Origin of the sequence: Phyllobacterium bourgognense, assembly GCF_003337575.1 — a bacterium.
Classification (GTDB): domain Bacteria; phylum Pseudomonadota; class Alphaproteobacteria; order Rhizobiales; family Rhizobiaceae; genus Phyllobacterium; species Phyllobacterium bourgognense.
The window spans coordinates 269,610-291,835 of the sequence record NZ_QPJM01000003.1 but is presented as its reverse complement, the minus strand read 5'-3'; the positions used below and the strand labels follow the sequence as shown (position 1 = coordinate 291,835).

The 22,226-nt window shown below is 55.1% G+C and carries 21 protein-coding genes; all 21 read right to left on the bottom strand.

Annotated elements, in window-relative coordinates:
* Positions 1-28: 28 nt before the first annotated feature.
* The 21 genes from C7476_RS07835 to C7476_RS07735 all read right to left on the bottom strand — a co-directional run bounded on the left by C7476_RS07835 (position 29) and on the right by C7476_RS07735 (position 22,224).
* Positions 29-712 (bottom strand): ABC transporter ATP-binding protein, encoded by a 684-nt coding sequence (locus C7476_RS07835; protein WP_114429312.1) that lies wholly within the window; start codon positions 710-712, stop codon positions 29-31.
* Between the two features lies 1 nt (position 713).
* Positions 714-2,000 (bottom strand): lipoprotein-releasing ABC transporter permease subunit, encoded by a 1,287-nt coding sequence (locus C7476_RS07830; protein WP_112530907.1) that lies wholly within the window; start codon positions 1,998-2,000, stop codon positions 714-716.
* Positions 1,997-3,337, bottom strand: a complete 1,341-nt coding sequence (gene proS / locus C7476_RS07825; protein WP_114429311.1) for a proline--tRNA ligase — start codon at positions 3,335-3,337, stop codon at positions 1,997-1,999. Before proS ends, C7476_RS07830 begins: the two co-directional genes overlap by 4 nt.
* 581 nt (positions 3,338-3,918) lie before the next feature.
* Positions 3,919-4,188 carry a DUF1467 family protein gene (locus C7476_RS07820; RefSeq protein ID WP_114429310.1) on the bottom strand — a complete coding sequence of 90 codons (270 nt, stop codon included), beginning with the start codon at positions 4,186-4,188 and terminating at the stop codon, positions 3,919-3,921.
* Between the two features lie 2 nt (positions 4,189-4,190).
* A complete protein-coding gene (gene mce / locus C7476_RS07815) occupies positions 4,191-4,595 on the bottom strand; it encodes a methylmalonyl-CoA epimerase (RefSeq protein WP_114429309.1) in 405 nt (134 codons plus the stop codon).
* A gap of 10 nt (positions 4,596-4,605) precedes the next feature.
* Positions 4,606-6,279 carry a ribonuclease J gene (locus tag C7476_RS07810; protein ID WP_114429308.1) on the bottom strand — a complete coding sequence of 558 codons (1,674 nt, stop codon included), beginning with the start codon at positions 6,277-6,279 and terminating at the stop codon, positions 4,606-4,608.
* Positions 6,280-6,299: 20 nt separating this feature from the next.
* Positions 6,300-7,139, bottom strand: a complete 840-nt coding sequence (locus C7476_RS07805) for a biotin--[acetyl-CoA-carboxylase] ligase (RefSeq protein WP_114429307.1) — start codon at positions 7,137-7,139, stop codon at positions 6,300-6,302.
* A gap of 7 nt (positions 7,140-7,146) precedes the next feature.
* Positions 7,147-8,583 (bottom strand): NADH-quinone oxidoreductase subunit NuoN, encoded by a 1,437-nt coding sequence (gene nuoN / locus C7476_RS07800; RefSeq protein WP_114429306.1) that lies wholly within the window; start codon positions 8,581-8,583, stop codon positions 7,147-7,149.
* A gap of 19 nt (positions 8,584-8,602) precedes the next feature.
* Positions 8,603-10,108 carry an NADH-quinone oxidoreductase subunit M gene (locus C7476_RS07795; protein WP_114429305.1) on the bottom strand — a complete coding sequence of 502 codons (1,506 nt, stop codon included), beginning with the start codon at positions 10,106-10,108 and terminating at the stop codon, positions 8,603-8,605.
* Positions 10,108-12,099, bottom strand: a complete 1,992-nt coding sequence (nuoL, locus tag C7476_RS07790) for an NADH-quinone oxidoreductase subunit L (protein WP_181872379.1) — start codon at positions 12,097-12,099, stop codon at positions 10,108-10,110. Before nuoL ends, C7476_RS07795 begins: the two co-directional genes overlap by 1 nt.
* Before the next feature lie 7 nt (positions 12,100-12,106).
* The gene (nuoK, locus tag C7476_RS07785; protein ID WP_112530899.1) at positions 12,107-12,415 is read right to left on the bottom strand and encodes an NADH-quinone oxidoreductase subunit NuoK; all 309 of its coding nucleotides are present in this window, start codon (positions 12,413-12,415) and stop codon (positions 12,107-12,109) included.
* Positions 12,415-13,047: an NADH-quinone oxidoreductase subunit J gene (locus C7476_RS07780; protein WP_114429304.1), complete on the bottom strand. Its 633-nt coding sequence runs from the start codon at positions 13,045-13,047 to the stop codon at positions 12,415-12,417. The genes nuoK and C7476_RS07780 overlap by 1 nt, the downstream gene beginning before the upstream one ends.
* Positions 13,048-13,250: 203 nt before the next feature.
* Complete coding sequence (nuoI, locus tag C7476_RS07775; RefSeq protein ID WP_112530897.1) at positions 13,251-13,754, bottom strand: NADH-quinone oxidoreductase subunit NuoI; 504 nt, start codon at positions 13,752-13,754, stop codon at positions 13,251-13,253.
* A complete protein-coding gene (gene nuoH / locus C7476_RS07770) occupies positions 13,751-14,797 on the bottom strand; it encodes an NADH-quinone oxidoreductase subunit NuoH (RefSeq protein WP_114429303.1) in 1,047 nt (348 codons plus the stop codon). Before nuoH ends, nuoI begins: the two co-directional genes overlap by 4 nt.
* Positions 14,798-14,815: 18 nt before the next feature.
* Complete coding sequence (nuoG, locus tag C7476_RS07765; RefSeq protein ID WP_114429302.1) at positions 14,816-16,897, bottom strand: NADH-quinone oxidoreductase subunit NuoG; 2,082 nt, start codon at positions 16,895-16,897, stop codon at positions 14,816-14,818.
* Positions 16,897-17,208, bottom strand: a complete 312-nt coding sequence (locus C7476_RS07760; protein WP_114429301.1) for a pentapeptide repeat-containing protein — start codon at positions 17,206-17,208, stop codon at positions 16,897-16,899. Before C7476_RS07760 ends, nuoG begins: the two co-directional genes overlap by 1 nt.
* Complete coding sequence (locus tag C7476_RS07755) at positions 17,208-17,663, bottom strand: helix-hairpin-helix domain-containing protein (RefSeq protein ID WP_210207784.1); 456 nt, start codon at positions 17,661-17,663, stop codon at positions 17,208-17,210. Before C7476_RS07755 ends, C7476_RS07760 begins: the two co-directional genes overlap by 1 nt.
* A 189-nt stretch (positions 17,664-17,852) precedes the next feature.
* On the bottom strand, positions 17,853-19,154 hold the full coding sequence (gene nuoF / locus C7476_RS07750; protein WP_114429299.1) for an NADH-quinone oxidoreductase subunit NuoF: 1,302 nt from the start codon (positions 19,152-19,154) through the stop codon (positions 17,853-17,855).
* 64 nt (positions 19,155-19,218) lie between these two features.
* Positions 19,219-20,388 carry an NADH-quinone oxidoreductase subunit E gene (locus C7476_RS07745; protein WP_114429298.1) on the bottom strand — a complete coding sequence of 390 codons (1,170 nt, stop codon included), beginning with the start codon at positions 20,386-20,388 and terminating at the stop codon, positions 19,219-19,221.
* Positions 20,388-21,578: an NADH-quinone oxidoreductase subunit D gene (locus tag C7476_RS07740; RefSeq protein WP_114429297.1), complete on the bottom strand. Its 1,191-nt coding sequence runs from the start codon at positions 21,576-21,578 to the stop codon at positions 20,388-20,390. The genes C7476_RS07745 and C7476_RS07740 overlap by 1 nt, the downstream gene beginning before the upstream one ends.
* 37 nt (positions 21,579-21,615) lie before the next feature.
* On the bottom strand, positions 21,616-22,224 hold the full coding sequence (locus tag C7476_RS07735) for an NADH-quinone oxidoreductase subunit C (RefSeq protein WP_114429296.1): 609 nt from the start codon (positions 22,222-22,224) through the stop codon (positions 21,616-21,618).
* Positions 22,225-22,226: the final 2 nt, after the last annotated feature.

The window sequence follows — 22,226 nt, the reverse complement described above, 5'->3', positions numbered from 1 at the left end:
TAATGGAAGGTAAAATGGGGTTGCGTGATCAGAGGTTGGTGATTTTGCCGTCCTTGAGCGTCACCCTCCTGTCCATGCGACGCGCCAGCTCAAAATTATGAGTGGCGATCATGGCTGACAGTCCCGACTGTCTCACAAGCGCTTCGAGTGCTTCGAACACATAGGAAGATGTCACCGGATCGAGATTGCCTGTCGGTTCGTCAGCGAGGAGCACCAAGGGTGCGTTCGCCACGGCACGGGCAATAGCTACACGCTGCTGCTCGCCGCCGGAGAGTTCGCTAGGGCGGTGCGAAGCACGCGCGCCAACCTTCATATAATCGAGTAGCTGCTGCGCGCGTTCCGACGCCACCGCCGGCTTCATGCCGCGAATCAACTGCGGCATCATAACGTTTTCGAGTGCCGTGAATTCCGGCAGAAGGTGATGGAACTGATAGACGAAGCCGATGTCGTTTCGCCGTATGGCCGTACGCTCTTCATCGGAAAGCGATCCGCAAGACCTGCCGTCCAGAATAACATCGCCGCTGTCCGGTCGTTCAAGCAATCCAGCCGTATGCAGCAATGTCGACTTACCGGCCCCGGAAGGCGCGACAAGCGCCACCATCTCGCCTTTGCCAAGCGAAAAGCTGGCGTCGTTGAGAATGACCAACTCACGGCCAATCTCATCATAACGGCGGCCGACATTCATCAGCTGCAAAATTGGCCCTGCCACCATTTTATTCGTACCTCAAGGCTTCAACGGGATCGAGCTTGGCTGCGCGCCATGCTGGAAACAGCGTTGCCAGAAATGACAGGACCAATGCCATGAGAATGACCGAGAAGGTCTCGTTGAAATCCATTTTGGCGGGTAAGGTGCTCAAGAAATAGAGTTCAGGATTGAACAGCGTGGTGCCGGAAATCCAGGAAAAGAATTCTCTGATTCGTTCAACGTTGAGACATACAACGACGCCAAGAACCACACCTGCAATCGTTCCGGTCACACCGATCGCAGCACCCGTCATAAGAAAGATGCGCAGGATCGAGTTTCGCGTCGCCCCCATGGTCCGAAGGATGGCAATGTCATGCCCCTTGTCCTTCACCAGCATTATCAGTCCGGAGATGATATTGAGAGCCGCGACGAGAACGATCAACGTCAGAATCATGAACATGACATTGCGCTCAACCTGAAGGGCGGAAAAGAACGTCTGATTGCGCTGACGCCAGTCGGTGAGCATGATCGACCGCTGTGCCGCATCCTCGATCGGTTTCTTCAACGCGTCGATATTGTCCGGATTATCGGCGAATATCTCGATCGATTGAACCTTGTTTTCCTGGTTGAAATAGAGCTGCGATTCATCGAGCGGCATAAGTACGATCGATGCGTCATACTCGGACATGCCGATCTCGAATATGGCCGTAACCGGATAGGATTTGACACGCGGAGCCATGCCGAGGGGCGTTACATCCCCGTCCGGAGATATCAAAGTCAGTTTATCACCGAGACCGAGACCCATATTTTCAGCCATACGCGTCCCGATAGCGACGCCGCCAGCCGTGTTGAATCCCTGAAACGTACCTTGGCGCACGTTCTTGGAAACAAGCTGAAGTTTCGCAATGTCTTCCTCGCGCAAGCCGCGGACCAAGGCGCCAGCCCCTGCCCCGACATTACCTTTGGCCAACACCTGTCCCTCGACAACTGGAATGGCAAAGGAGACACCGGGGACAGCGTCGACGCGTTTGATGACCGCATCGTAATCGTCGAAAGGCCGATCCATCGGCTGCATGATAACATGACCGTTGATGCCGAGGATGCGCGTCAAGAGTTCAGCGCGAAAGCCGTTCATCACTGCCATCACGATGATCAACGTTGCAACGCCAAGCATGATCCCGGTAAAAGAGAATCCGGCAATCACGGAAATGAACGTTTCCTTGCGCCGGGCACGCAAATAGCGCCAGGCGATCATACGTTCATAGGCTGAGAACGGCTTGGAACCGTTCGGCGCGGTGACTGCCTTTTCGCTCATAAAATTCCTGCCTGAACGCCCGCGAGCTTGTTGAGCGCAGCTTCCACACTCAAAGTCTCGCGCTCGCCGGTTGCACGGTCCTTGATCTCGACTTCGCCGGCCGCAACGCCGCGCGGGCCGACTATCACCTGTGTGGGCAGCCCAAACAGATCCATTGTGGCGAACTTGGCACCCGGGCGATCATCAGTATCGTCGAGCAGGGGCTCAAGGCCGGCATTGGTCAACGCATCGTACAATTTAGCCGAAACGGCGTCGCAGGCTGCGTCGCCGGGTTTCATGTTCACGATGCCCGCACCGAATGGCGCAACGGCTTTCGGCCAGATAATGCCGTTCTCGTCATGCGACGCTTCGATGATTGCAGCGACCACACGTGACGGCCCAATACCGTAGGACCCCATTGAAACCGGGTAGTCCTTGCCATCCGGTCCGGTTACCTTGGCGCCCATCGGTTCGGAATATTTCGTTCCAAAGTGGAAAATGTGGCCCACTTCGATACCGCGAGCAGCGAGTTGCTCCGAAGCACCGACCTTTTCCCACGCCGCCTCGTCATGCATTTCGTCGGTGGCAGCATAAGGCGTGGTCCAGCGCTTAACGATATCAGCAATCTGCGCATCATCATTAAAGTCGGTATCGGGACCGGGCACGGGCAGATCGAGATAGGCGCGATCGCAGAAAACCTGGCTCTCGCCTGTATCGGCGAGAATGATGAATTCATGGCTGAGATCGCCGCCGATCGGACCCGTATCGGCCCGCATGGGAATGACTTTGATACCCAGTCGCGAAAACGTGCGCAGATAGGCAACGAACATGCGATTGTATGCCGCTTTCGCACCTTCAAAATCAAGATCGAAGGAATAGGCATCCTTCATCAGGAATTCGCGCGACCGCATGACACCGAAACGCGGACGGCGCTCGTCGCGAAACTTCCACTGAATATGATAAAGATTGAGCGGCAAGTCTTTGTAAGATTTGACATAGGCGCGGAAAATCTCGGTGATCATTTCCTCATTCGTCGGACCAAAGAGCATGTCGCGATCACCGCGATCCTTGATGCGCAGCATCTCGTCGCCGTAGGCGTCATAGCGTCCGCTTTCGCGCCAAAGATCGGCGGACTGGATTGTCGGCATGAGGAGTTCAATTGCACCGGAACGATTCTGCTCCTCGCGAACAATGGCGCTCACCTTGTTCAGAACTCGCAGACCCGCCGGCAACCAGGCATAGATACCCGCCGATTCCTGGCGTATCAAGCCTGCACGCAACATCAGGCGATGGGAGACGATTTCCGCCTCCTTGGGGTTTTCTTTCAGGATAGGTAGAAGATAACGGGAAAGCCGCATGGAGAATCACCAAATTGAACATCGCCTGAGTGCTTTAAGAATCAGGCAAAACCAAGTGCAAAGTGATGTTTCTTTACCGGCTTCCCGACGTATTGGGAACCCGTAACGCCAAATGAAGCAGCCGAAGATTTATAAGAGATTCACTGCCTTGCCGGATATGTAAGCAAAAAATGACAAGAACGAATATTTTTCGTGACATTTCGCAGGCAGTCCGCTATTTTTTTAATCATAAGGAGAAAGTAAGAATATTTCTGCTTTCCTACGCGGTCAAAGTCTTGGGAGGATGTGACCTAGGCGCGGTTTTCCGCAGCCGCCACGCAAGTGGATCTGGTCAGACGCGATCTTTAAAATGCAAGGTGAAAGCCTTGCATTTTTTTTGTCTGATTTCGTTGAATCAATGCGTTGCTGTATTTTCTTGAAGTAATCTATCACTTGCCTCTTGGCGCTTCAGCCTCCAACACTTCATTGTGAATAAAATGGCGGTAGGAACGATGTGAGAGATTACCGGTCCGCGCCGCAGCCAATTTCATTAGCAAGCTAATTTGATTTTTTTCGGGACGGGCAATTCTAACTGGCGAAATTCATTCCAGTTGCGGGAAAAATACCGGCAGATCGTTTACTCCGTAGCCCAGCACCTCATTCACTACATAGAATATGGCAAATATGATTGTGGCCACAATCGTCGTCAGCAGGAAAACCCGGCCCATACGGTGCTTGTGCGGTGCGCTGGGCGTTGTTCCCAGCGTAACATCATCTTCATCTGCCTGCGTGCGAAGGCCAATTGGCAGCATTGTGAAAAGAGTGAGCCACCAAAATATGAAATACACCGCCATTGCTGTCGCGATTGGCATTCTTATTCTTGCTCCAGTTCAATCAGCGTTCCGCTAAAATCCTTCGGGTGAAGAAAAATAACGGGCTTGCCGTGCGCGCCGATCGTCGGTTCTCCATCACCAAGAATGCGCGCACCCTGCTTTTTTAACCGATCGCGCGCCGCATGGATATCGGGCACTTCGTAGCAGACATGGTGCATACCGCCTGACGGGTTTTTAGCCAGAAATGCGGCGATGGGCGAGTCCGCGCCCAAGGGTTCCAGCAATTCGATCTTTGTATTGCCAACATCGATGAAGACGACGGTGACGCCATGTTCTGACAAGGCTTGCGGCTGGGTCAGCTTTGCCCCAAGCGTATCGCGATAAATCACGCACGCTGCTTCCAGGTCAGGCACGGCGATCGCGATATGATTGAGACGTCCCAGCATGGGCGTTTCCTTATGGGCGGGTCACGAAAACCGTAACCACGGGCTTTTTACCCCAAACCTCATTGGCTGCGGCTCGAACTGCCCTGCGCACTGCTTCGCGCACCATGGCAATATCCTTGCGTTTTTCGCGCGGAATACTTTGCACAGCACTCACCGCTGCATCGTACAGCAGATCCTCGAGCAGCTCACCTTCGGCGTCATTTTCCGGAAGCCCGATCGGAACGATTTCTGGGTCCTCCATGATGTTAAATTTCTCGTCAAGCAGCATCGAAACCGCAACATGTCCGACATAGGAAAGCTTGCGACGATCAACGATGCCAACCTCTTCCTCGTCACCGATGAGCTTGCCGTCTTTGTACCACCGGCCAATCGGAGCCTGATCAATGATTTCCGCCCTGCCCGGCGCTAGCCGCAAAACGTCGCCATTGCGCACCTGCGGTACTTCCGGAATTCCCGCCATCGCCGCCAGCGAACCCTGTCCAACGAGATGCGCGGCTTCGCCATGCACGGGTACGAGGATGCGCGGACGCACCCACTCGTACATGCGCTTCAATTCATTGCGGCGCGGATGACCGGAGACATGCACCAACTGATCGCCGTCGGAAATGATGTGGATGCCCTGCTCGATCAACAAGTTTTTCGTGTCGATGATTGGCTTTTCGTTGCCGGGAATTGGCCGCGACGAATAGATCACCGTATCGCCCGCCGATAACGCAACGTTGCGCATTTCGTCGCGCGCGAGCTTGGCAAGAGCCGCGCGTGGCTCGCCTTGGCTGCCAGTCAAGATGATCACCATGTTTTCGCGCGGTATATAGCCGTAATCATCTTCAGACAGGAATTCGGGAACGCCATAGAGATAGCCAAGCTCGCTCGCCACATCGATCATGCGCTTCATCGATCGGCCGAGAACCAGCGTTTGCCTGCCGGCATCGCGCGCTGCCAAAGCTATCGAGCGAATGCGCCCGACATTCGATGAGAACGTCGTTATCGCAACGCGGCCGCGGGCATTTTCTATGATCTCTCGCAGGCTCTCACCTACTTCTCGCTCGGACGGGGACTCACCATCGCGCAAAGCATTGGTGGAATCGCACATCATCGCGAGCACGCCCTCGTCGCCGAGTGCACGAAACCGCGCTCCATTGATGAGCGGTCCGAGCGAAGGTTCCGGATCCATCTTCCAGTCGCCGGTGTGAATGACCGTACCCAACGGTGTCTTGATCGCCAGCGAAACCGGTTCGGGAATCGAGTGCGTAACAGCGATCGCTTCGAACTCGAATGGCCCCACGTTAAACGTCTCACCTGCACGGTAGATCGTTACAGGAATATTTGGCGCGCCGGGTTCCGACTGACGCTTGGCAGCAAGCAGACCTGCCGCGAACGGCGTCGCATAAACGGGAACGTTCAGCAATGGCCAAAGGTCAAGCAACGCTCCGTAATGATCCTCGTGGGCATGCGTTATGACGATGCCCTTGAGATTGTGGCGTTCCGCTTGCAGGAAACGAATATCCGGAAACACTAGATCTGCCCCAGGAAGATCCGGGCCGGCAAAGCTCACGCCCATATCGACTACGACCCACTCGCGTTTGTGCGCAGGACCATAGCCGTACATTGCCAGGTTCATCCCGATCTCGCCGACACCACCTAGGGGAAGGAAAACAAGTTCTGCTTGATCGGAATTGGCCATTTATACTCCTAAACTAAAATCTACTCAGCGTTTGCCGATGCCACAGCACCAAAATGAACGTCGCCAGCGGCAATCTTTACCCGTCCGCCTTCATTGTCGCGAATGACAAAGCGGCAATCTTCATCGATAGTCTCGAATATACCACGCAGCACCGCTCCGTCGACTCGGACGGCGACCTCGCTACCCACACCCGCCGCCCGTGCGAGCCAGCGCTTGCGAATCTCGGCTAGTCCCCGGCCCTCACTCCAGATTCTGCTATTTTCTTGCCATGCATCTGACAACGCCAGAAAAAGTGTTTCTGCGTCGCAATTTGCGCCGAGCTTCATCAGCGAAGTAGCTGGATAAGGGACATCATCAGGGTAGACGACTACATTGACACCAATACCGACAACGATCGCCAACCGATTGTTCGGCAGTTGTGTCGATTCCAAAAGAATGCCCGCAAGCTTTGCACCGTCGGCCAAAAGATCATTCGGCCATTTCAGTTCAACTCGCAAAACGGATTTGCCGCTCCCGCTATTTCCCGCTCCATCGATTCCTACTTTGAATGCCGCCGCGGGACAAACAGCATCCAAGGCGTCGGCAAGGGACAGCCCCGCGACGAAACCAAGCGTTGCGGCAGTTTTCAGCTCGAAGTTTCCGGTCAAGAGCAGCGAAGCAGCGAGATTGCCATGGGAGGTAGTCCAGGCGCGTCCTCGCCTTCCGCGACCGCTCTCCTGCTGTTTGGAGACGATCCAAAGTTTCCCGGGATCACCAGCCTGCGCACGCTCCAATGCCACGGCGTTGGTTGAGCCGATCGTATCGAATGCCTCCAGCCGAAATCCGTCTTGATCTGCCAGAGGCGAAAGTGAGAATCCCATCGAGCTCCTAGAAAAACGTCTGGGCAGCAGCGTTCGCAAACGTGCTGACCGGGCCGCCCACCAGGACGTAGAATAGCACCAGCATGCCAGATACTCCAAGGACAAGCCGCAACTCGCCCGCCATGGGAACGAAGGCGCCGACGGGTTCGTCGAACCACATGATCTTGATGATGCGCAGATAGTAAAACGCACCGACGACCGACGCCACGATACCAATGATAGCCAGCGCATAAAGGTTGGCCTGCATGGCTGCAAGGAAGGTATACCATTTGCCCCAGAACCCAGCGAGCGGGGGAATACCGGCCAACGAGAACATCAGGATCGTAAGGATGGTCGCCATGATCGGATTCGTCCGTGACAGGCCGGCAAGATCGCCGATCGACTCGACATTGCCCTCCTTGCGACGCATGGCAAGAATAAAGGCGAATGTGCCAAGTGTCGTGACCAGATAGATCAGCATATAGATCGCAACACCGCGGACCCCAACCAGTGTACCGGCGGAGAGCCCGACAAGTGCGTAGCCCATGTGGCTGATTGAGGAATAGGCCATAAGACGCTTGATATTCCGCTGGCCAATGGCAGCGAACGCCCCAAGGACCATGGATGCGATCGCGATAAACACGATGATCTGTTGCCAATCATGGGTGATGGGCTGGAAAGTCTCGACGGCAACACGTGTAAACAATGCCATGGCGGCCATTTTAGGCGCAGTCGCGAAGAAGGCGGTGACCGGTGTAGGCGCGCCCTCATAGACGTCCGGCGTCCACATGTGGAACGGTACCGCCGAAATCTTGAAGGCAAGACCCGCAAAGATGAATACGAGACCAAACACAACGCCAAGCTGCCGCTCGGAACTGCTCAGTGCCTGCGCAATTGCTTCGAAACCGGTATGCCCTGTAAAGCCATAGACCAAAGAAATTCCGTATAGGAGCATGCCTGACGAAAGCGCCCCGAGAACGAAATATTTGAGGCCAGCTTCCGTCGAGCGTGCGCTATCACGATTGATCGCCGCGACCACATAGAGTGCAAGCGACTGCAGTTCCAGACCGAGATAGAGCGATAGTGTGTCATTGGCCGAAATCATCAGCAGCATGCCGAGCGTCGCCAGAAGGGCAAGAATCGGGAACTCGAACTTGTCGTACTTCTCTGATTTGGCAAAACCGACCGACATGACAAGCGTCACCACAGATCCGACCAAGGTCAGAACCTTCATGAAGCGAGAGAACGGATCGGTGACGAAAGCGCGACCGAAGACATGACCGTCTTGCGGGAACAGAACGACAAGCGCCAGCGCCACGAGCAAGATGGCTACCGTCAGACTGTTGACAAGCGAATAGGCCCGCTCCCCAGAAAATGCGCCGATCATCAGTAGCGCCAGTGCGCCCACCGTGATCAGGAGCTCAGGAGCCATGAGCGTCAGATTGGCAATCATATCGGTCTGCATCGGCCTTGGCCTCTTCCTGCTATTTCAACGCCAGTGTGGCCGCTGAGGACAGCGCGTTATTATATTGGTTGATCAGAGCGTGTACGGAGCTTGCCGTCGCATCAAAGATGGGCATCGGATATACGCCGTAGAAAATGGTGAGGATTACCAGCGGGTAGATAACAGCCTTTTCACGCGGCGACATATCCAGAAGCGACTTCAGGCTTTCCTTGTCCAACGATCCGAATATGACGCGCCGATAGAGCCACAGCGCATAGGCCGCCGAGAAAATGACGCCGCTGGTCGCGAAAAGGGCAACCCAGGTGTTCACGCGGAAAACACCAAGCAACGTCAAAAACTCACCAATGAATCCTGATGTACCCGGTAGACCAACGTTGGCCATGGTGAAGATCATAAACACAACTGCATATTTCGGCATGTTATTGACAAGGCCGCCATAGGCCGCGATCTCGCGCGTATGGGTTCTGTCGTAGACAATACCGACGCAGAGAAACAGCGCGCTGGATACCAGGCCGTGCGAGAGCATCTGGAATATCGCGCCTTGAATGCCCTGCTCGTTGGCTGCGAAGATGCCCATCGTGACATAGCCCATATGGGCAACGGATGAATAGGCAATCAGCTTCTTTATATCTTGCTGCGCCAGCGCAACGAGTGATGTGTAGATGATGGCGACCACGGAGAGCGTATAGATCAGCGGTGCAAAATCGGCCGATGCGATCGGGAACATCGGCAGCGAGAAACGAATGAATCCATAACCGCCAAGCTTCAACAAGATGCCGGCCAGAATGGCGGACGCCGCCGTCGGCGCCTCAACGTGGGCATCAGGCAACCATGTGTGCACCGGCCACATCGGCATCTTGACCGCAAACGAGGCAAAGAAGGCGAACCACAACCAAGTCTGCAACGACGCCGGGAACTTGTAGCTAAGCAAGGTCGGAATATCCGTCGTACCGGCCTGCCAGTACATTGCCATGATAGCAAGCAGCATCAGCACGGAGCCGAGCAAGGTATAGAGGAAGAATTTGAAGCTGGCATAGACGCGCCTCTTGCCGCCCCAGACACCGATAATGATGAACATCGGCACGAGGACGGCTTCGAAGAACACGTAGAACAGCACGATATCGAGCGCGCAGAACACGCCAATCATCAGCGTTTCGAGAACCAGGAACGCGATCATATATTCTTTGACGCGTGTCTGGATCGCTTCCCAGCTCGCCAGAATGCAAAGCGGCATCAGGAACGTGGTAAGGATGACGAACAGCATTGAAATGCCGTCGACGCCCATGTGGTAGGAAATTCCGGAGTCGAGCCAGTCAGCCTTCTCGACAAACTGAAACCCGGCTTGGCCGTTGTCGAAATAATACCAGATCGGCAGTGAGAGCAGGAACGTGATGATCGTCGTCCAGAGGGTCACATTGCGGATGTTGCGGCGTGCAGCATCGCTGTCGTCCCGGATCATCAGAACGAAAAAGGCACCGACCAATGGCAGGAAGGTAACAGTCGAGAGAATTGGCCAGTCGGTCATCAGAAATTGCTCCCGAGCATCATCCACGTGACGAGTGCGGCGACCCCGATGAGCATCGCGAACGCATAGTGATAAAGGTAACCGGATTGCAGACGAACCACCCGGTTGGTGACGTCAACCACGCGTGCGGAAATTCCGTCCGGACCATGCCCGTCGATCAGCCAGCCATCACCCTGCTTCCACAGGAAGCGGCCGAGAGCCTTTGTCGGACGTACGAACAGGAAGTCGTAGAGCTCGTCAAAGTACCACTTGTTGAGCAGGAACTGGTAGAGGCCAGGATGCTGTGCAGCGAGCTGTCTCGGTGTCTCGGGCGAGCGAATATAGAAGTACCAGGCAACGATGAATCCAACGGCCATCGCCAGGAAGGGTGACATTGCAACGAGGAACGGCACGTGATGATGCTCTTCGAGGATTTCGTTTTCCGGCCCCGTGAAGATCGCGCCCTTCCAGAATTCCGCATACTCATGCCCGAAGAAATATTCGCGGAATATGACACCGGCGAACAGTGCTCCGGCCGCCAGAATGAACAGCGGGACCAGCATGACATAGGGCGACTCATGCACATGATGCATCACGTCGTGGCTGGCGCGCGGCTTGCCGTGGAAAGTCATGAAAATCAGACGCCATGAATAGAAACTGGTGAAGATCGCGGCCACGACAAGAAGGATAAACGCGTAACTGGCCATTGGGCTGTGCGACGCGAACGCGGATTCGATGATCATGTCCTTCGAGAAGAACCCTGCCGTACCGATAAGCGTCCCTGGAATGCCCAATCCTGTGAGGGCAACAGTCCCGACGATCATCATCCAATAGGTTTTAGGGATCAACGTACGCAGACCACCCATATGGCGCATGTCCTGTTCATCCGAAACAGCATGAATGACGGAACCTGCACCAAGGAACAGCAGCGCCTTGAAGAATGCGTGTGTGAACAGGTGGAAGATGCCAGCACCGTAAGCACCAAGACCCAATGCAACGAACATGTACCCGAGCTGCGAACAGGTCGAATAAGCGATGACGCGCTTGATGTCGTTCTGCACGAGGCCAACAGTTGCGGCAAAGAAGGCTGTGGTTGCACCGATGAATGTCACGAAAATCAACGCAGTATGCGACAATTCGAAGATTGGCGACAAGCGGGCAACCATGAATACGCCGGCCGTGACCATGGTTGCTGCATGGATGAGCGCAGAGACCGGTGTCGGGCCTTCCATGGCGTCCGGCAACCAGGTGTGCAGGAGGAACTGCGCAGACTTACCCATCGCCCCCATAAAGAGCAGCAGGCAGGCAATAGTAATCGCGCCCTGTTTGTCGAGGGTATAGCCAAGGAAGTTCAGAACGGTCTGACCACTCTCGGCAGCGCCCTCTGCCGGAAGATACTGCGCCGCGGAAGCAAAAAGCGTGTCGAACTGAACCGTATCGAAAAGCACAAACAGCGCGAATATGCCGAGCAGGAAGCCGAAATCGCCGACGCGGTTGACAACGAAGGCTTTAATGGCCGCTGCATTTGCCGAAGGTTTCTTGAACCAAAAGCCGATCAGAAGATAGGAAGCAAGGCCGACACCTTCCCAACCGAAGAACATCTGAACCAGATTATCGCCGGTCACCAGCATCAACATCGCGAAGGTGAAGAGTGAAAGATAGGCGAAGAAGCGCGGCCGATCCGGATCATGGTGCATGTAGCCGATCGAATATGTATGGACCAGCGCCGAGACAGTGTTGACGACAACCAGCATGACCACGGTCAGTGTATCGATGCGTAGCGCCCAGTCGAAGCTTAACGAACCCGACTCGACCCAGTGTGCAACTGGAACCTTGAACGCCTCGCCATGACCGAGTGCCACTGTCGCAAAAGCAATCCAGGACAGGACCGCGCAAACGATCAACAGTCCGGTCGTGACATACTCGCTCGCCTTCGCACCGATCGATGAGCCGAAAAGGCCAGCAATCAAGAAGCCAAGTAGCGGAAGGAAGACAATCGCCAGATACAGCATGCCCCCGTCAACCTTTCATCATGTTGACGTCTTCCACGGCAATCGACCCGCGATTGCGATAGAACACGACGAGAATAGCAAGACCAATCGCCGCTTCTGCAGCGGCAACGGTCAAGACAAACAGTGCAAACACCTGGCCGACCAAATCGCCCAGTGCAGCGGAGAACGCCACAAAGTTGAGGTTAACTGCGAGCAGGATCAATTCGACCGACATCAGGATGATGATGACGTTCTTCCTGTTGAGGAAGATGCCGAAGATTCCGAGCGTAAACAGCAGGGCAGAAACAGTCAGATAATGTGCGATACCGATTTCCATCATGACACCTCTGTCAGGCCCTTGCCTGTTTCAACCTGTTTGACCTCGATGGCCGTCGCCGGCGTGCGTGCGACCTGTTCTGAAACATTCTGGCGCTTGATGTTCGGCTTGTGACGAAGCGTCAGCACGATCGCCCCGATCATCGCAACCAGAAGGACGAGACCAGCAATCTGGAAGAAGTAGACGTAGTCAGTATAGAGAATATCGCCGAGTGCTGCCGTATTGGTGCGCGTCGCCACGTCAGGCGTTGGTTGGAACGCCACTGTTCCCAATTTCGGTGCAAAGACCGATCCGCCCAGAACAATAATCAGTTCAGCAGCAAGGATCAGGCCGACAAGCGCGCCGATAGGCGCATATTGCAGCGCGCCGCTTTTCAGTTCAGCGAAATCGACATCAAGCATCATGACAACGAAGAGGAACAGAACCGCGACCGCGCCGACATAAACAACCAGCAGGATCATCGCCAGGAACTCGGCGCCGGTCAAAAGGAACAAACCTGCCGCATTGAAAAATGCGAGGATCAAGAACAACACGGAGTGCACAGGATTGCGCGCCGTGATCACCATGAACGCACTGGCGACGGTTATGAAGGCGAAGAGATAAAAAAACGCCGCCGCGATACCTGTCAGCATGGGTTCCCCCGATTTCCATTTCCGGCAGAGCTTCCCTGCCATTTCTAACTTCGTCTTGCAGCAATTCTGGGCGGGAAACCGGTTCCCACTTTCCCTGGAATTGCGTTGATGCGATTCCCGCGATTTCGCGTGTTCGCAGCCTCTTAGCCCATGTTCCGGTCCGGTAGAAGCTACCTTTCAAGGACACAAGCGCGCACTTAAGTTTACCGGTAAGGCGCATCCATCGCGATGTTGCGCGCCAGTTCCCGCTCCCAGCGATCGCCGTTAGCAAGCAGCCGGTCCTTATCGTAGTAAAGTTCCTCACGGCTCTCCGTGGCGAACTCGAAGTTTGGTCCCTCGACAATGGCATCAACCGGACATGCCTCTTGGCAAAAGCCGCAATAGATGCACTTCACCATGTCGATGTCATAACGCACGGTGCGGCGCGTTCCGTCGTTGCGGCGCGGACCTGCTTCGATCGTGATGGCCTGCGCCGGGCAGATCGCTTCGCATAGCTTGCAGGCGATGCAACGTTCTTCACCGTTGGGATAGCGACGCAGCGCATGCTCGCCGCGAAAGCGCGGGCTGAGCGGACCCTTCTCGTATGGATAATTCAACGTTGCCTTCGGAGCAAAGAACTGCCGCATCGACAGAAAGAACGCCCCGACGAATTCCAGAAGCAGGAGGGATTTGGCAGCTTGTGCCAAGGAACCGGTATTCGAACTCATGGCGTAAGACCCGTGATTTTAAGGAAGGCCGCAGTCGCAATGACCATGAAGAGCGAGATAGGCAGGAACACCTTCCAACCCAAGCGCATCAACTGGTCGTAGCGATAGCGCGGAACGAACGCCTTCACCATGGCAAACATGAAGAAGCAAAAGAACAGCTTGAGCAGAAACCACACCACCCCGGGCACCCAATTGAGGAACCACACGTCAACCGGTGGCAGCCAACCGCCCAGGAACATGATGGTCGTCAGCGCGCACATCAGTGTAATTGCTACGTATTCGCCAAGGAAGAACAAAAGGAAGGCGGTAGACGAATATTCGATCATGTGACCGGCGACGAGTTCCGACTCCGCTTCAACCAGATCGAAGGGCGGACGGTTAGTTTCCGCCAGTGCCGAGATGAAAAAGATGATGAACATCGGGAACAGACCGAGCCAATGCCAGTCTAGAAATGAGCTTGGCAGCCCGATGATCGTGCCCAAGCCGTCCCTCTGTGAATTAACGATATCGGTCAGGTTCAATGAACCGACGCATAGAAGAACAGTGACGATGACGAAGCCGATAGAAACCTCGTAAGACACCATCTGCGCCGCGGAGCGCAAGGCGCCGAGAAAAGGATACTTCGAATTCGACGCCCAACCGGCCATGATCACGCCGTAAACTTCGAGCGAAGAAATGGCGAGGACATAAAGAATGCCAACGTTGACATTGGCGACCGCCCAGCCCTCGTTGACGGGGATGACCGCCCACGCCGCCATAGCAAGGACAGACGAAACCAGTGGCGCCAGCAGGAAAATGCCCTTGTTGGCACCGGATGGAATGATCGGCTCCTTGACGACGAACTTTAGCAGATCGGCAAACGACTGCAGCAAACCGAATGGCCCAACAACGTTTGGTCCCCGACGCAGCTGAACTGCCGCCCAGATCTTGCGATCCGCATAAAGCAGATAGGCGATGATCAGCAGCATCACAACCAGCATCAGAAGTGATTTTCCGAGGATGATCAGCAGCGGCAGAATATAGGTTGCGAAAATTTCTTCCATGTCAGTTTTCTTCTCCGCCTACTCAGCCGCCTGCTTGAAGCCACTCTTGGCAAGCGCGGAACATTCGGCCATGACGGCTGATGCGCGTGCTATCGGATTGGTCAAGTAGAAATCCTTCACCGGCGATACAAAGGCAGTTTTCACAACGGAACCAGATGCATTTGCCAGCTTCTTGACATCTGCAGGATCACCGGCCTCGATGTGATCGATCATAGCAAGATGCGGATACTCCGCGTAGAGGACAGAACGCAAGGCTGCCAGCGAGTCGAACGGCAATTTCTTGCCGAGCACATCCGACAACGCCCGCAGGATCGCCCAATCTTCCTTGGCGTTACCCGGAGCAAACCCAGCACGATTGGTCATCTGCACGCGACCTTCCGTGTTGACGTACGTACCAGACTTCTCGGTATATGCCGCACCGGGCAGGATCACATCGGCGTTGTGTGCGCCTTGATCGCCATGAGTTCCGATATAAACTGTGAAGGCTTTGCTTCTCTTTTCCCAGTTCAGTTCGTCGGCGCCGAGAAGGAACAGCACGTCAAGTGCACCCTTCATCTCCGCGACTGTCTTGCCGCTTGTCCCCGGCACAAACCCGATGTCGAGCGCACCAACCCGGCTGGCAGCCGTATGAATGACACCAAAGCCGTTCCATTCGGCGCTGAGCGCGCCGGTGTCGGCGGCAATCTTGATCGCAAGACCGAGCACGGATGCGGCGTCGTCACGGGATAAAGCGCCCTGCCCAATGATGATCATTGGGTTTTGGGCTTTCTTCAGTACAGACAGGAACTTCAAGGAACCATTGGCAAGTTCCGCCAGGGTCTCGGCACCGCTTCCAAGATACTCGTATTTGTAGCGAAGGTCGGCTTGCTCTCCTATCACCGCAATTGGCGTTCCAGCGGCCCGCCAATGCTTGCGGATGCGAGCGTTAAGCAATGAAGCCTCGAAACGTGGATTGGAGCCGATAATCAGAATCGCATCAGCGAGTTCGATGCCATCGATTGACGGGTTGAATATATAGGACGCGCGTCCATTGGCCGTATCGAGGACAGAACCATCTTGCCGTGCATCAATGTTTTCGGATCCAAGCGATTGCATCAACAGCTTTAGAGCGTACATTTCCTCGACAGTTGCCAGATCACCAGCAATGGCGCCGATCTTGCTACCCTTCGTCTTGGAGACGGCTGTTTTGATAGCATCAAAGGCTTCCGGCCAACTAGCGGCAACGAGGCGACCGTCCTTGCGGACGTAGGGCCGATCAAGGCGCTGGGTACGCAGGCCGTCCCAGATGAAGCGAGTCTTGTCGGAAATCCATTCCTCGTTCACCTGTTCGTTGACGCGCGGCAGGATGCGCATCACTTCACGGCCTCGCGTATCGACGCGGATGGCCGAGCCGACCGCATCCATCACATCGATGGATTCGGTCTTGTTCAGCTCCCAGGGACGCGCCTGGAATGCGTATGGCTTGGACGTCAGTGCGCCAACCGGGCAAAGGTCGATTACGTTACCCTGTAGTTCCGACGTCATTGCGTGCTCGAGATATGTGGTGATCTCGGCGTCCTCGCCGCGACCGATCAGACCAAGCTCGGAAATGCCTGCAACCTCTGTTGTAAAGCGAACGCAGCGCGTGCAATGAATGCAGCGTGTCATGATCGTCTTGACGAGCGGACCGATGTATTTGTCTTCAACGGCGCGCTTGTTTTCCTTGTAGCGCGATGAATCGACGCCGAAGGCCATTGCCTGATCCTGCAGATCACATTCGCCGCCCTGATCGCAGATCGGGCAATCAAGCGGATGATTGATAAGCAGGAATTCCATCACGCCTTCGCGGGCCTTCTTGACCATCGGCGTGTTGGTGAAAATCTCCGGCGTCTCACCGTTGGGACCAGGGCGCAGGTCGCGCACGCCCATCGCGCAGGATGCAGCCGGCTTAGGCGGCCCGCCCTTCACTTCGATCAGGCACATGCGGCAATTTCCGGCGATCGACAAGCGCTCATGAAAACAGAACCGTGGCACCTCTGAACCCGCCGTTTCTGCAGCCTGCAGGAGCGTGTAGTGATCCGGTACCTCGATTTCTTTACCGTCGACTTTGATCTTCGCCATTATTCTTCTCCGGCGCGGTTGGCCGATTCATAAGCTTCAAACAGGTCTTTCACAGAAACGCCATTGACGATCATTCCTGCGAGCAAGGCGCTCTCGATCTTCACATTGCTCATGTTAACATTTCGGAGCAATGTATTGGAAAGATTGGCATCTTCAATCTTTGAATTACTCAAATTCACTTTTTCTATAACGGCAGCCGACAGATTGACGTTATGAAAACGGGTATTCGACAGATTCACGTCGTCAAATGTGGAACTGGCAACACTTGCGTCGCGCACGTCAAGTACGTCACGTGTCGCATGGATCTCCATCACTCACCTGCCCCGTTGGACATCACAAGAACATTTGCCTGTCCCACCCAGTCATCGCGAGTAATTCGCCCTCCAAGTTTGAGCTGACCGTCAACCCCGGCCAAATCACTGGCCGTCCAAGCCGCTATTTGAGCATAAGTTCGAATACCCATGGCATTCAGAACCTGCTCAAGCTTGGGACCTATGCCAGAGATGCGCTTTAGATCATCCATTGCGATCTCTGACGCGGTCGCGACGGTATGATCCAATGAATTGATTGCGACCGAAGTGTTGATTTCCGTTGCGGGCATTTTCTTAGCGGCGGGCATTTTGCCGGTCAGAACGGGTGTCTTTTTTTCAGCCGCTCCAGAATTCTTGCGGATAATCGTCTTCAACGCATCTAAATCAGCCGAAGTTTTCGGCTCGACTCTACGCGAATGGCCGGTCATCGAGTTCAATCTTGTATTCATGTCCAACGCACTTGCCATTGCACCGGCCCAGAAACCCCACATCTGACTGGCAACACCGAGGCCAAGCGCGGAAGCCGCTGCCACAGCGCCGAGCTGAGGTGTCAGTAAATTCGCCGCTGGCAATATGTGCTTCGGCATCAGTGACACCAAATCAGCGCTGGAGTTCTTGGTGCCGTTATCTGACATCGCTTTCACCTATTCCGCAGCGACAAGCACTGGGCTTGCGGCAGCGTTGCGTGAAAATTCATCGATCCGGCGTTCGATCTCCGGACGGAAATTGCGAATGAGACCTTGGATAGGCCATGCAGCCGCATCACCAAGAGCACAGATCGTGTGACCCTCGATCTGCTTTGTTACATCAAGCAGCATATCGATTTCGCGTTTCTGCGCGTTGCCTGTCACCATGCGCTCCATGACGCGCCACATCCAGCCAGTCCCTTCACGGCACGGAGTGCACTGGCCGCAGCTCTCATGCTTGAAGAAGTAGGACAGACGCGCAATTGCGCGGACAATATCGGTGGATTTATCCATGACGATGACAGCAGCTGTGCCGAACGACGATTTGACGTTGCGCAGTCCATCGAAATCCATCGGGCAGTCCATGATGTCTGCCGCCGTTACCACAGGGCAGGATGCGCCGCCGGGAATAACCGCCAGCAGATTGTCCCAGCCGCCGCGAATGCCGCCGGCATGCTTCTCGATCAGCTCTCGGAAAGGAATGCCCATGGCTTCTTCGACTGTGCAGGGATTGTTGACGTGTCCGGACACCATGAACAGCTTGGTGCCGACATTGTTTGGACGACCAATGCTGGAGAACCACGCCGCACCGCGGCGCAGGATCGTCGGAGCCACTGCAATGGACTCGACGTTATTGACTGTCGTCGGACAACCATAAAGGCCCATATTGGCCGGAAATGGCGGCTTCAGGCGCGGCTGGCCTTTCTTGCCTTCAAGGCTTTCGAGCAGCGCGGTTTCCTCGCCGCAAATATAAGCGCCAGCTCCGTGATGGACGAAAATATCGTAGTCCCAGCCATTCTTGTTATTCTTGCCCAAAAGACCGGCATCGTAGCATTCGTCGATAGCGGTCTGCAGTGCTTCACGCTCGCGAATATATTCGCCGCGCACGTAGATGTAGCAGGTATGGGCAGCCATGGCGAAACCGGCAATCAGGCAGCCTTCGATCAGCGTATGGGGATCGTGCCGCATGATATCGCGGTCTTTACAGGTGCCCGGCTCGGATTCATCTGCATTGATGACAAGATAATGCGGACGACCATCGCTTTCCTTCGGCATGAACGACCATTTCAGACCGGTCGGGAAGCCGGCGCCACCGCGCCCGCGCAGGCCCGAGGCCTTCATCTCGTTAATGATCCAGTCGCGGCCCTTGGCAATGATACCCGCTGTGCCATCCCAATGGCCGCGCGACATCACGCCCTTCAACGACTTGTCGTGAATGCCGTAGATGTTATTGAAGATGCGGTCCTTATCAGCAAGCATTTCGCACCGGTCCTACTCTCTTCGTCCAATCTTGCGCATGCGAAATCTGCACCCGCCAATCCATTTATCTCGGCTTCTTGCCGAAAACCTTGATGTACTCGGCTTCGCCGCCTTTGGCCAAGGCCTTGGCTTGCTTGACCCAGTCGTCCCGCTCGATACGGCCACCGAATTTTATATAGCTGTCTACCCAGTCGCGCTCGGCCTTCTTCCACGCCGAAACTTGCGCGAACGTGTAGATGCCTAGCTCGTGCAGGAGGATTTCGAGCTTTGGACCAACGCCGGAGATCATCTTGAGATCATCGACGATTTCCGGCTTTTCGATACCGACAGGACGATCCTTGTCTTCGAGCGAAACCAGCTTCGCTGGAGCCTTGATCGTCTGCACGGCAGGCTTTTCGCCCAGCGAGCCTTCGGCCAATGGGGGATTTTTGATTGTCCGCGCGGCAGGTGCCGCAGCAGCTGCTGGTTTCGAAGTCACCTCTTCAGCCCCTTTGGTCGTCTTCACCTTGGAAGGTGATTTGATCGCTGCATTCGTTGCTTCATCATGCGTAACAGGTTTAGCGGCATTCGAGGGCGGCACACTAGCCTTGTCCGAGTTGGCAGCTTTCGCGCGCTTGGGTTTTTCATCGTTATTCAGCGAAGTCAGACCCGTCTGCGGTGCGGAGAAAATACGCTTGATCTGCGGGCCAACCGGAATAGAATCGCCCTTGCCGGCATCGAACGCATCGATGATTTCCTCGAGCCGTTCCGGTGTCAGATCCTCGTAAGTATCCTTGAACACCATGATCATCGGCGCGTTGACGCAGGCGCCGAGACATTCGACTTCTTCCCAGGACAGGGTGCCGGACTCATTCAGCTGAAACTGGTCATGATGGATTTTGTGCTGGCAGATCTTTTTCAGATCTTCTGAGCCACGCAGCATACATGGCGTCGTGCCACATACCTGGATATGAGCGCGGCTGCCCACGGGCTTCAACTGGAACTGCGTATAGAAGGTCGCAACTTCGAGAACACGTATCAGGGGCATATCGAGCATGGTCGCGACATGTTCAATGGCCGCCTTGGTAACCCAGCCGTCCTGCTCCTGTGCACGCATCAATAGCGGGATAACAGCAGATTGTTCGCGACCTTTTGGATACTTCTTGATAGCAAGCTTCGCCCAAGCGCTGTTTTCGCGATTGAAAGCGAACGCTGCTGGCTGGACGTTATTTTCTGCGAGACGGCGGACGGACATTAACGATCAACCTCACCAAATACGATATCGAGCGAGCCGAGGACTGCGGAGACATCGGCAAGCATGTGGCCACGGCACATGAAATCCATGGCCTGAAGATGGGCAAAGCCCGGAGCCCGCAACTTGACCCGGTAGGGCTTGTTGGAACCATCCGAAACGAGGAACACACCGAACTCGCCCTTAGGTGCTTCGACAGCGGCATATACTTCGCCCGCTGGCACGCGATAGCCCTCTGTGTAGAGCTTGAAATGGTGGATCAAGGATTCCATCGAACGCTTCATCTCGCCGCGCTTTGGCGGCACGATCTTGGCGGAGGTGTTTGAGACCGGTCCCACACGCTCTTTACCCAGTAACTGCTCCACGCATTGACGCATGATGCGAACGGATTGGCGCATCTCTTCCATACGGATCAGATAGCGATCATAGCAATCGCCATTCTTGCCGATCGGAATGTCGAATTCCATTTCTGAATAGCACTCGTAAGGTTGCGACTTGCGCAAATCCCACGCTGCACCCGAACCGCGAACCATGACGCCGGAAAAGCCCCAGGCCCACGCATCTTTCAGCTTCACGACCCCGATATCGACGTTACGCTGTTTGAAAATACGGTTCGGCGTGATCAGATCATCGAGATTCTTGACTGTCTGCAGGAATGGATCACACCATTTGCCGATGTCCTCGATCAGCTGGTCCGGCAGGTCCTGATGCACGCCGCCAGGACGAAAATAAGCAGCGTGCATGCGAGCACCGCAAGCGCGCTCGTAGAACACCATCAGCTTTTCGCGTTCCTCGAAGCCCCAAAGTGGGGGCGTCAACGCCCCAACGTCCATCGCCTGCGTGGTAACGTTCAAAAGATGCGAGAGAATCCGCCCAATTTCTGAAAACAGGACACGGATCAATTGCCCGCGCTTTGGGACCTCGATCTCAAGCAGTCGTTCGATGGCCAGCGCATACGCATGCTCCTGGTTCATCGGCGCGACATAGTCGAGACGGTCAAGATAGGGCACGGCCTGCAAATACGTCTTGGCCTCCATCAACTTCTCGGTGCCACGATGCAGAAGACCGATATGCGGATCAACGCGCTCGACCACTTCACCATCGAGCTCGAGCACGAGGCGCAAAACGCCATGGGCCGCCGGATGCTGCGGACCAAAATTGATGTTGAAATTACGGACGCTATGTTCAGTCATTGTGTGCTTCCTGGCGTGATGCTTGCTGCCACCGCGCTCAATTCACCTTGGCCTTCTCGTCACCCGGAAGCACGTACTCTGTGCCTTCCCACGGCGACTGGAAGTCGAAATTGCGGAATTCCTGCCTGAGTTCGACCGGCTCGTAAACCACGCGTTTGACCTCATCATCGTAGCGAACCTCGACGAAACCGGTCAACGGAAAGTCCTTGCGCAGCGGGTGGCCTTCGAAACCATAGTCCGTGAGGATACGACGAAGATCAGGATGTCCCGAGAACAGAACGCCATAAAGATCGTAGGTCTCTCGCTCATACCAATCCGCCCCGGGATAGACCGGTGTCGCCGATGGCACGGGCGTATCTTCATCAGTTGCGACTTTAACGCGGATGCGCAAATTTCGGCGTGGTGACAGCAAATGATAAACCACATCGAAGCGTTCAGCGCGCGATGGATAGTCCACGCCACTGATGTCGATCAAAGAGACGAACTGGCACTGCTCATCATCGCGCAGAAAAGTCAGCGTATCGAGTAGCGCACCGATCTCGACTTCGATGGCGAGATCGCCATAAGCCAACTGCACTGACTTCAGGACAGTACCCCGCTTTTCCTTGAGATAGACCGAGAGTTCATTCAATGCTTCTTCGAACATCG

What these genes read in the sequence shown, in the direction of transcription:
- C7476_RS07835 (WP_114429312.1), bottom strand. Translation starts at nt 712, where the DNA reads ATGGTGGCAGGGCCAATTTTGCAGCTGATGAATGTCGGCCGCCGTTAT.
- C7476_RS07830 (WP_112530907.1), bottom strand. Translation starts at nt 2,000, where the DNA reads ATGAGCGAAAAGGCAGTCACCGCGCCGAACGGTTCCAAGCCGTTCTCA.
- proS (WP_114429311.1), bottom strand. Translation starts at nt 3,337, where the DNA reads ATGCGGCTTTCCCGTTATCTTCTACCTATCCTGAAAGAAAACCCCAAG.
- C7476_RS07820 (WP_114429310.1), bottom strand. Translation starts at nt 4,188, where the DNA reads ATGCCAATCGCGACAGCAATGGCGGTGTATTTCATATTTTGGTGGCTC.
- mce (WP_114429309.1), bottom strand. Translation starts at nt 4,595, where the DNA reads ATGCTGGGACGTCTCAATCATATCGCGATCGCCGTGCCTGACCTGGAA.
- C7476_RS07810 (WP_114429308.1), bottom strand. Translation starts at nt 6,279, where the DNA reads ATGGCCAATTCCGATCAAGCAGAACTTGTTTTCCTTCCCCTAGGTGGT.
- C7476_RS07805 (WP_114429307.1), bottom strand. Translation starts at nt 7,139, where the DNA reads ATGGGATTCTCACTTTCGCCTCTGGCAGATCAAGACGGATTTCGGCTG.
- nuoN (WP_114429306.1), bottom strand. Translation starts at nt 8,583, where the DNA reads ATGCAGACCGATATGATTGCCAATCTGACGCTCATGGCTCCTGAGCTC.
- C7476_RS07795 (WP_114429305.1), bottom strand. Translation starts at nt 10,108, where the DNA reads ATGACCGACTGGCCAATTCTCTCGACTGTTACCTTCCTGCCATTGGTC.
- nuoL (WP_181872379.1), bottom strand. Translation starts at nt 12,099, where the DNA reads ATGCTGTATCTGGCGATTGTCTTCCTTCCGCTACTTGGCTTCTTGATT.
- nuoK (WP_112530899.1), bottom strand. Translation starts at nt 12,415, where the DNA reads ATGGAAATCGGTATCGCACATTATCTGACTGTTTCTGCCCTGCTGTTT.
- C7476_RS07780 (WP_114429304.1), bottom strand. Translation starts at nt 13,047, where the DNA reads ATGCTGACAGGTATCGCGGCGGCGTTTTTTTATCTCTTCGCCTTCATA.
- nuoI (WP_112530897.1), bottom strand. Translation starts at nt 13,754, where the DNA reads ATGAGTTCGAATACCGGTTCCTTGGCACAAGCTGCCAAATCCCTCCTG.
- nuoH (WP_114429303.1), bottom strand. Translation starts at nt 14,797, where the DNA reads ATGGAAGAAATTTTCGCAACCTATATTCTGCCGCTGCTGATCATCCTC.
- nuoG (WP_114429302.1), bottom strand. Translation starts at nt 16,897, where the DNA reads ATGGCGAAGATCAAAGTCGACGGTAAAGAAATCGAGGTACCGGATCAC.
- C7476_RS07760 (WP_114429301.1), bottom strand. Translation starts at nt 17,208, where the DNA reads ATGGAGATCCATGCGACACGTGACGTACTTGACGTGCGCGACGCAAGT.
- nuoF (WP_114429299.1), bottom strand. Translation starts at nt 19,154, where the DNA reads ATGCTTGCTGATAAGGACCGCATCTTCAATAACATCTACGGCATTCAC.
- C7476_RS07745 (WP_114429298.1), bottom strand. Translation starts at nt 20,388, where the DNA reads ATGTCCGTCCGCCGTCTCGCAGAAAATAACGTCCAGCCAGCAGCGTTC.
- C7476_RS07740 (WP_114429297.1), bottom strand. Translation starts at nt 21,578, where the DNA reads ATGACTGAACATAGCGTCCGTAATTTCAACATCAATTTTGGTCCGCAG.
- C7476_RS07735 (WP_114429296.1), bottom strand. Translation starts at nt 22,224, where the DNA reads ATGTTCGAAGAAGCATTGAATGAACTCTCGGTCTATCTCAAGGAAAAG.